6 protein-coding genes and 1 tRNA gene are annotated in these 8214 nt (G+C 37.3%); all 7 read right to left on the bottom strand.

Annotation, left to right across the window (positions count from 1 at the left end):
• Positions 1–104: 104 nt before the first annotated feature.
• Complete coding sequence (locus tag IV86_RS08110) at positions 105–1265, bottom strand: cation:proton antiporter (RefSeq protein ID WP_002832663.1); 1161 nt, start codon at positions 1263–1265, stop codon at positions 105–107.
• A 56-nt stretch (positions 1266–1321) separates the two neighbouring features.
• The gene (locus IV86_RS08115; RefSeq protein ID WP_002832662.1) at positions 1322–2656 is read right to left on the bottom strand and encodes a dihydrolipoyl dehydrogenase family protein; all 1335 of its coding nucleotides are present in this window, start codon (positions 2654–2656) and stop codon (positions 1322–1324) included.
• 14 nt (positions 2657–2670) lie between these two features.
• Positions 2671–3636, bottom strand: coding sequence for an ABC transporter ATP-binding protein (locus IV86_RS08120; RefSeq protein ID WP_036672798.1), 966 nt, complete (start codon positions 3634–3636; stop codon positions 2671–2673).
• Positions 3636–5165: an ABC transporter permease/substrate-binding protein gene (locus IV86_RS08125; protein WP_056979533.1), complete on the bottom strand. Its 1530-nt coding sequence runs from the start codon at positions 5163–5165 to the stop codon at positions 3636–3638. The genes IV86_RS08120 and IV86_RS08125 overlap by 1 nt, the downstream gene beginning before the upstream one ends.
• Positions 5166–5259: 94 nt before the next feature.
• On the bottom strand, positions 5260–6492 hold the full coding sequence (gene codA, locus IV86_RS08130) for a cytosine deaminase (RefSeq protein WP_002832659.1): 1233 nt from the start codon (positions 6490–6492) through the stop codon (positions 5260–5262).
• Positions 6482–7846: a cytosine permease gene (locus tag IV86_RS08135; protein WP_055125945.1), complete on the bottom strand. Its 1365-nt coding sequence runs from the start codon at positions 7844–7846 to the stop codon at positions 6482–6484. Before IV86_RS08135 ends, codA begins: the two co-directional genes overlap by 11 nt.
• A 164-nt stretch (positions 7847–8010) precedes the next feature.
• Positions 8011–8084 (bottom strand) — tRNA-Thr (locus tag IV86_RS08140).
• Between the last annotated feature and the right edge of the window lie 130 nt (positions 8085–8214).

Raw genomic sequence — 8214 nt, forward strand, 5'->3', positions numbered from 1 at the left:
TCAATATTTAATGTTCATTGTATCAAATTAAACGGGTCTTGTTGTGTAATTTGCTAAATAAAAAAACTAAACTTAGAATTTGATGAAAATTCTAAGTTTAGTTTTTAAGCATGAGTAGCTGCTTTATTTTTCTTAATAGCATCCTTCAAAATAAACGGTGCAATGAGGGTAACCAAAACAATCACTAATACAATTGCTGAATAATAAGTTTCACTCATTAAATGTTCACCATAACCAATTTGTAAAGTAATTAGCGCCATCTCGCCACGGGAAATCATTCCAGCTCCAATTACCCCACTACTAGTTAAATCAAATCCCGACATTCGAGCTCCTAATCCACAACCAAATAATTTGGTAATAGTGGCTAAAATAGTTAATACCACAATTAGTCCCAGTACAGTTTGAAGTCCATCAAAATTCATTGATAAACCAACACTAACGAAGAAAACTGGAATAAAGATAGCATAACCAATTGGTTCAATGCTCTCATTGATTTCATCATCTTCATCGGTTAACGAAACGGCTACTCCCGCAAAAAATGCGCCGATCGCTCCGCTCAAACCGGCTACATCAGCCAGCCATGCTAAACCTAAACAAATAATAATCGTCATCACTGGGCGCGAAGCCGTAATAAACAGTTGGTCTGAAAGGCGCATAAGCATCGGAACCACCCATTTTCCGATCACATATACTCCAATGAAGAATAACACTTGATAAAAGATGGCCATCCCCACGTTTGAATTGGATCCCGATTTAGAACTAGTCAACGCAATCATAACACCTAGTAATAAAACTCCAATAATATCATCGGCTACAGCCGCCCCCAAAATGGTGGCCCCCTCTTTAGTATTTAGGGTGTGATATTCCTTTAAGACTTCCACAGAAATACTAACTGAAGTAGCTGAAAAGATGACCCCGATGAATAGTGCTTCCATCGGATGGACTCCAAAAAGAAGGCTCGCGCCACCGACTAATACAATGGGTAAAACTACCCCTAATATCGCAACTACCAGCGCCGGCTTGATGTATTTTTTCAACATTTTCAGATCACTTTCTAGTCCTGCTAGAAACATCAGGATAATTACCCCGATTTCTGAAAACACTGATATCAATTCGTCTGAATGAATAATCCCTAAAATTCCAGGCCCTAAAATAATTCCGACCAATAATTGTCCTACAACTGCAGGAAATCCCATTCGTTGAGCAAAATGACCAGCTAAAAGGGTCAGTACTAAAATTAGTACAAGCACGCCCACGAACTCCATTAAACCACGTTCCTTTCAAAATAAAGCTAAATTATAACAATCACTAATTAAGTATACTACATATAGCCTAAATCACTGGCTTCCGTAGGATAAGCTAAGATTTGATTGTTGATTTGATCTACTAATCCCCCTTGATTAATAATCATCGTTAAATCATTAATTAGATGTTCCGCTTCACTACTCATTGTAATTGCACCAACAATTTTTCCACTGGACTTTTCATGAATAACACTAATTTTAGCGAACGGATCTTGTAAACGCCGATAAGTAAACCACTCTGTCATCTCCGCTGTCTTTATTTCATATTGTTCTGGATGTTGCTGCGCCTCATCCAATTCAACTCCTACCTTAGCCAATTTAGGCATTCCGTATACTACGGTAGGGATTGCTGGATAATCAATCGCTGCTTGGGTTGCATTCGTTAGCTTTTTAGCCAAATAACGGGCTTCAAATCCAGATACTGGAGTCAGTTTAGGAAGCGCCTTGGAAACAACGTCCCCCATCGCATAGATATTATCAACCGATGTTTCCAAATACTCATTAACTACGATTCCACCACGATCAGTTTGTACACCAATCTTTTCCAAATTTAAACTATCATCATTGGGTTTTCTCCCAGCTGTAACAAAAACCTGATCAACGATTTGCTTGAAACCTTGTCCATCACTCAACTCAAACCGTTCATCCTTAGGTTCTACCCGCTTTAAATCAATTCCTAAGTGAACTTCAACTCCTTGAGTTTTAAGTTGATCGATTAAGTCATCGACATATGCTTTAGGAAAAGCTTTTAATGGGCGTTGATTATGATGAATAATGTGTACCTTAGCCCCTGCGCCACTAGCAATCATCGCCAATTCAAATGCTATATATCCTCCACCGACCAAGGCCAGTTCATTTGGTAGATGATCCATCTTTAAGAAATCTGTACTAGTCTGCATCATCTCTTGATTTTCAATATTTGTTAATCGACCAGGGCGTTGTCCCGTTGCAATCACAAATTTTTCACTGGTGATGGTTGTTTGATCGATTTTCAAGGTATGTTGGTCAATAAATTCAGCATGCCCATCATAAACATCGATTTGAGCGTCCGTTAAACCTGAACGGCTGCTTTTAGAAACTGGATCTGTAAATGTTTTTTCAAATTGCATTAAAGCCGGCCAATCAATTTGAGTTTCATTTTTAATTCCATTACCAAGCAAATATTGATTTTGTTTTTTAGCTTCAATCGCTGCTAATAGAACCTTTTTAGGGTCGCATCCTCGATTGGGACACGTTCCACCCCAAAGATTTTCTTCAACAACTGCCACTTCCAACCCCGCTTCTTTTAAAGGATAAGCTAATCCTAATCCACCAGGTCCTGCTCCAATAATCACAACGTCATACTTTTTCATTTAATTTACCTCCCTCAATGTTTGGTTTCACTCAAATACCTAAATAATGATGCTCGGTCAACCCAACTAACCGTTGATTTATCTTCATCTACTACTTTTAATATTTCTACTTCAGCCATTGCTGCAAAAGCTTTTTCTAAAGTATCTTTAGCATTAATTTCAAATATTGGTTCTGTCCCATGCGGTTCTGAAATTTCAAAGCCCGTTCGAATAATTTTTTCAATAGGTGTCTTATATAGATTTTTACCCACCGTAGCAGAGAAGAAATTCTCCACAAAAGCATTTTCCGGATTCTGTGCAATTTCCTTTGGGGTGGCGACTTGCAATAATTTACCATCGTTCATAACCCCAATTCGATCTCCTAGTTTTAAAGCTTCATCCATATCATGGGTAACAAATACAATCGTATTCTTCAACTTTTGATGTAACTTCAAAACCAAATCTTGTAATTGATTTCGCACTAATGGATCTAACGCACTAAAAGGTTCATCAAACAGGACGACTGGTGGTTCTGAAGCAATCGCCCGTAAAATCCCAATGCGTTGCTGTTCACCACCCGAAAGATCACTGGGGTGGCGATTTCGATACTTTTCAGGATCAAGATCAACATCACCAAGGAGTTGATCTATCCGTCTTTTTATATCCTCTTTTTTAAAGTGTTTCATTTCAGGGATTAACGCAATATTTTGTTCAACGGTCATCGTGGGAAACAATGCAATTTGTTGTAGAACATATCCTACATTCAGACGCAGCTCTCGGAGATTGTAATCTTTAATCTTCTTACCATTGAACAAGATATCGCCTTCTGTTTGAACGAAAAGTTGATTAATCATCTTGAGTGTCGTAGTTTTTCCGCTACCGGAAGTTCCCACTAGGACAAAAATTTCACCTCCTTGAACTTCGAAACTAATATCTTTAATTACGCTATGATTTCCAAAATCCTTTTTCACATGTTGAAATTCGATCATTGTTTTAGCCACTATTTTCCGTCTCCTTTCAACAAACCTTTTTTAACTAAGTATTGATAAGCCACTACATCAGCTGATTTCTTTTGTACATTAACTTCATAATTCATTTCTTGCATTTCCGATTCTGAAATTTTACCGGCTAACCGATTAAGTGCTTTGACGACTTGCGGATGTTTATTGGCAAAGCTCGTTTTCATTAAGGGCGCCCCTTGATATGGAGGGAAAACATGTTGATCATCTTTTAAAGTCGTTAAATTCAATTGCTTTATTTGACTATCGGTAGAATAAGCATCAGCAACATTAATCTGCCCGTTTTTAATGGCGGAATAGCGTAAGGAAGCCTGCATTGAACGAACTGGAAAATCTAATTCGTAAGCCTTTTTAATTCCTACCCAACCATCTTTACGATGAATAAACTCTAAGGTCATGCCACCTTTTAACTGATTTTCAATATTTTTTAAATCTGAGATTGTTTTTAAATCATTTTTCTTGGCAAAATCCTTTTTAACCACAAGGGCATTCGTATTTTGATATTTCATCGGTTGCAGGTAATCCATTTGGAATTGTTGTTTCAATAATCGTTGGGCATCTAAGTAAGTTTGATGCGCACTCGTTTTTTGAGTAGGGGCTTTCTTCACCAATGTTTCTAAAACCGTTCCTGTAAATTCAGGATAAATATCAATTTTATTTGATTTTAAAGCGTTGAATAAAAAGGTGGTTTCACCAAAATTTTGTTTCAATACCACTTTAGTTCGTGGACTTTCTTGCTCAATTAAATCCTTATACATATTAATAAGAATATCCGGTTCTGCTCCTAATTTTCCGGCAATCGTAATGGTTTCAGTTTTAGGCATTACCAATCGCGTGATAGAAATCCCAGCTGCCCCGATCACTAATACTGCTAAGGTGATAAGCATCTTCTTAATTGATAAACGCTGAACGACGCTGATGAGTGCACTTAATATAATCGCTAAAAGGGCTGAACTAATTGCCCCAACTAAAATTAGTTGTGGGTCATTCCGGTTGATCCCGAGCAGAATGAAATTTCCCAAGCCCCCTGCTCCAATTAAAGCTGCTAGCGTTGCCGTTCCAATAATCAATACCAGTCCGGTTCGAATTCCAGAAATAATGACTGGCATCGCTGTTGGTAATTCAACTCGGAAAAGTTTTTGTGAACGACGCATTCCAAAAGCGTCCGCAGCTTCCTCTAAGGAAGGATCAATTTCTGTAATTCCTACATATGTGCTTTGAAAAATTGGTAACAAAGCGTAAATTACCAATGCAATTACGGCGGGTACACTGCCAATCCCCACCAAAGGAATCAATAACCCCAGCAGTGCTAAAGAAGGGATTGTTTGTAAAACTCCCGTGACTTGTAATAATAATTCTGCAACTTTGCGATGATGGGTAGCCCAAATTGCTAATGGCATCGCAATTAAAATCGCAATTAATAATGATAGAACTGAAATTCCAATATGCTGAAGTAGCGCCTGTCCTAACTCACCTTTTTGTTCAGCAAAAGTTTGTATTAATGCTCTCATCTTCTCAACTTCTTTACGCTTATTTAATATTTAAATTATCTCATAAAAAAAATGGTGTCCCTAACAAAAAGCCTGGTTAGAGGGCACCACTTAGTTAAAAGTTGGTTTTTATTTTAGCTGGTTCAGTTTTAACGATGACCTTTCCATTGTGGATCGAATACAATAATTCTTTCCGTTCGTTAAGTTCATTATAAAAATTATCAGTGTTAAAAATTAAACAATTAGCTGGTTTTCCAACTTCAATTCCATAATGATCTGTAACATTTAAAGTTTTGGCACCGTTATTAGTAGTTAAATTATAAGAATTCATAATTTGCGAATATCCCATCAATTGAGTTGCATGAATTCCCATATGGATCGAATCTAACATGTTTCCGTCTCCCATTGGATACCAAGGGTCTTTTATATCATCTTCGCCGAAGGAAACATTAACGTTATTTTCCAAAAGTTCCTTAACGCGGGTTAACCCGCGTCGTTTTGGATACGTATCAAACCGGCCACCCAGGTGCATGTTAATTAATGGGTTGCATACCATATTAATATTGGACATCTCTAAAAGACGCATTAGCTTATAAACATACGCATCGTTATATGAGCCCATTGCCGTAGTATGGCTAGCAGTGACTTTATTTTTTAAACCACTTTCATAAGCTAAGGTAGCTAAGACTTCTAGGTGACGTGAATTAGGATCATCAATTTCATCACAATGTACATCGATAAGTTTGTCATATTTTTCAGCAAGCTCAACAATATACTTTAAGGAATCCACGCCGTAGTCACGATTAAATTCAAAATGCGGAATTGCTCCAATAACATCGACGCCCATTTCAACCGCTTGTTTAATCAGGTTTTTACCATTTTTAAACGATAAAATACCTTCCTGCGGAAAGGCTACCAATTGCAATTCCATAAAATCTTTTACTTCATCTTTTACTTCTAATAAAGCCTCTAGAGCTGTAAAACTAGGATCGGTAGTATCAACATGGCTGCGGACGAATTGAATTCCATGGCTAGCTTGCTTTTTTAACGTTTGAATAGCGCGTTCTTTAGTCTCTTTTTTAGTTAAGGTTTGTTTGCGTTCTGACCAAATACGAATTCCATCAAATAAAGTTCCAGTTTCATTCCATTCGGGATCTCCCGCTGTTAAGGTCGCATCTAAATGCACATGTGAATCAATAAAGGGTGGTAAAAGTAATTTCCCATTGGCATCAATCACCTCGTCATCAGATGCTTCAAGATTTTTACCAATTGCTTTAAAAATTCCATTTTCGATTCTAACATCTTTTACTTCAGGATCATTTTCGATATGAACGTTTTTAATTAACATTGCTGTTCCTCTTTTCAAACTGCATAATTAGCCAATATAAAATTCCAATAATAATCATTACAATGAACGTTGCCCCAGTATAGGTTTGAACAAAGTCCAATTTCTGTAATAAGCTGTAAAAAATTACGCCTACTAACCATAAAATAAAAGCCGTCCAGTGGATACCATTTTTATACCAGTATCTTCCGTTTGGATTTCCCAATTCCATAGGATCATATTTCTGTTTTGAAATAAGGAAATAATCAACCACCATAATACTAATAATCGGTCCTAGAACCATACCTACATAGTCCAAGAAAGCGGTGAAGGTTTCTAAAAAGCTACCATAGAAAACCGGTATAAAAGTTACTAAGGTTGCAATAACCGTGGTAATGAGAAGTGACTGTTTTAAAGTTAGCTTAGTGAACATATTGTTTAATGCTGAACCCGCTGCCTGAATATTGACGGCATTGGCCGTCATGCTAGTCAGCATAATTACAATCATTGCAATGAGCCCTAACCCTAATCTATTAGCAATTGTACTTGGATCAGAATTATTAGGATCGTACACGCCTGAACTAATTGCAATACTTATTGTGGCACTTAATCCAATAAATGCAAATCCGAAAACACCTAAGTTTGCTCCTAGAAAAGGTGCGGTGGTCGCTGTAACAGATTTCTTAGTAAACCTAGTAAAATCCGCGCCAGCAGTCACCCACGCTAAATTAAAGGCGGCTAACGTGTCCATGGCCGTCCCAAACCCCATTTTAAGATGGCTTGGAACTTTCCAAGCAGCGATTTGGCTAAAGGATACATCTTTAAAAACTACTATTGATTCCCAAATCACAAAGATAATAACTAAGATAATCCCGATTCGTTCAATAATTTGAATGGATTTCTGTCCTGAAACAATACTAATTAAATGCAAGAGACTCATCACTGCGATTCCCACAATCAATCCCAGATTTCCACCCGGTTGACCATATACAGGCCATCCCAAGAAGCTGTGCAAAATATATGATACAGAAGTCGCAGCAATAAAAGTATTAACCGCTGTCCAACCAACAAATTGTGTCAAATTAACAATCGAAGGAATAATGCTGCCTCTAATTCCAAAAGAAGCACGTGACAACGCCATTGTTGTAACTCCAGTTTTGGTGCCCATATAACCAACTAACATTAAGAATATGTATGAAATACTCGAAGCTAAAATTAAGGCTTTAATTCCGCCCCAGAATCCACAAGCAGCAATAATTCCACCGATGAACCAGGTTCCATTGTTAGCATTAGCACCAACCCAGGTTGCAAACATATCCCAATATGTCATATGTCGATGTTTCTTATTAATACTTTCTACTTGATACTTTGTATCCATTCGCACAGTTCCTCCTAGTATTTTTTACACATTTTAAAAAATTATACTAGATTCACTGTACACAATCAAAGATGAATTGGTTCAAATTTAACTTTCAAAACAAAAAAGAGGATGACCATGATAATAATCGTGGTCATCCTCTACGTATTAAAAATTTATTTTTAAGCCACTAGTCGGACTTGAACCGACGACCCCTTCCTTACCATGGAAGTGCTCTACCTAGCTGAGCTATAGTGGCATTTATCAACTAAGATAGTATATCATATTTATTTACGCTGTAAAACCAAAATATGCCATGTAGCTTAAATTTTTAGACACAAAAAAAGAACCTTCCAACGGAAGATTCTTCGATGTGCATGGCAACGTCC

The sequence above is a fragment of the Pediococcus pentosaceus genome, from assembly GCF_001437285.1.
Lineage (GTDB): Bacteria > Bacillota > Bacilli > Lactobacillales > Lactobacillaceae > Pediococcus > Pediococcus pentosaceus.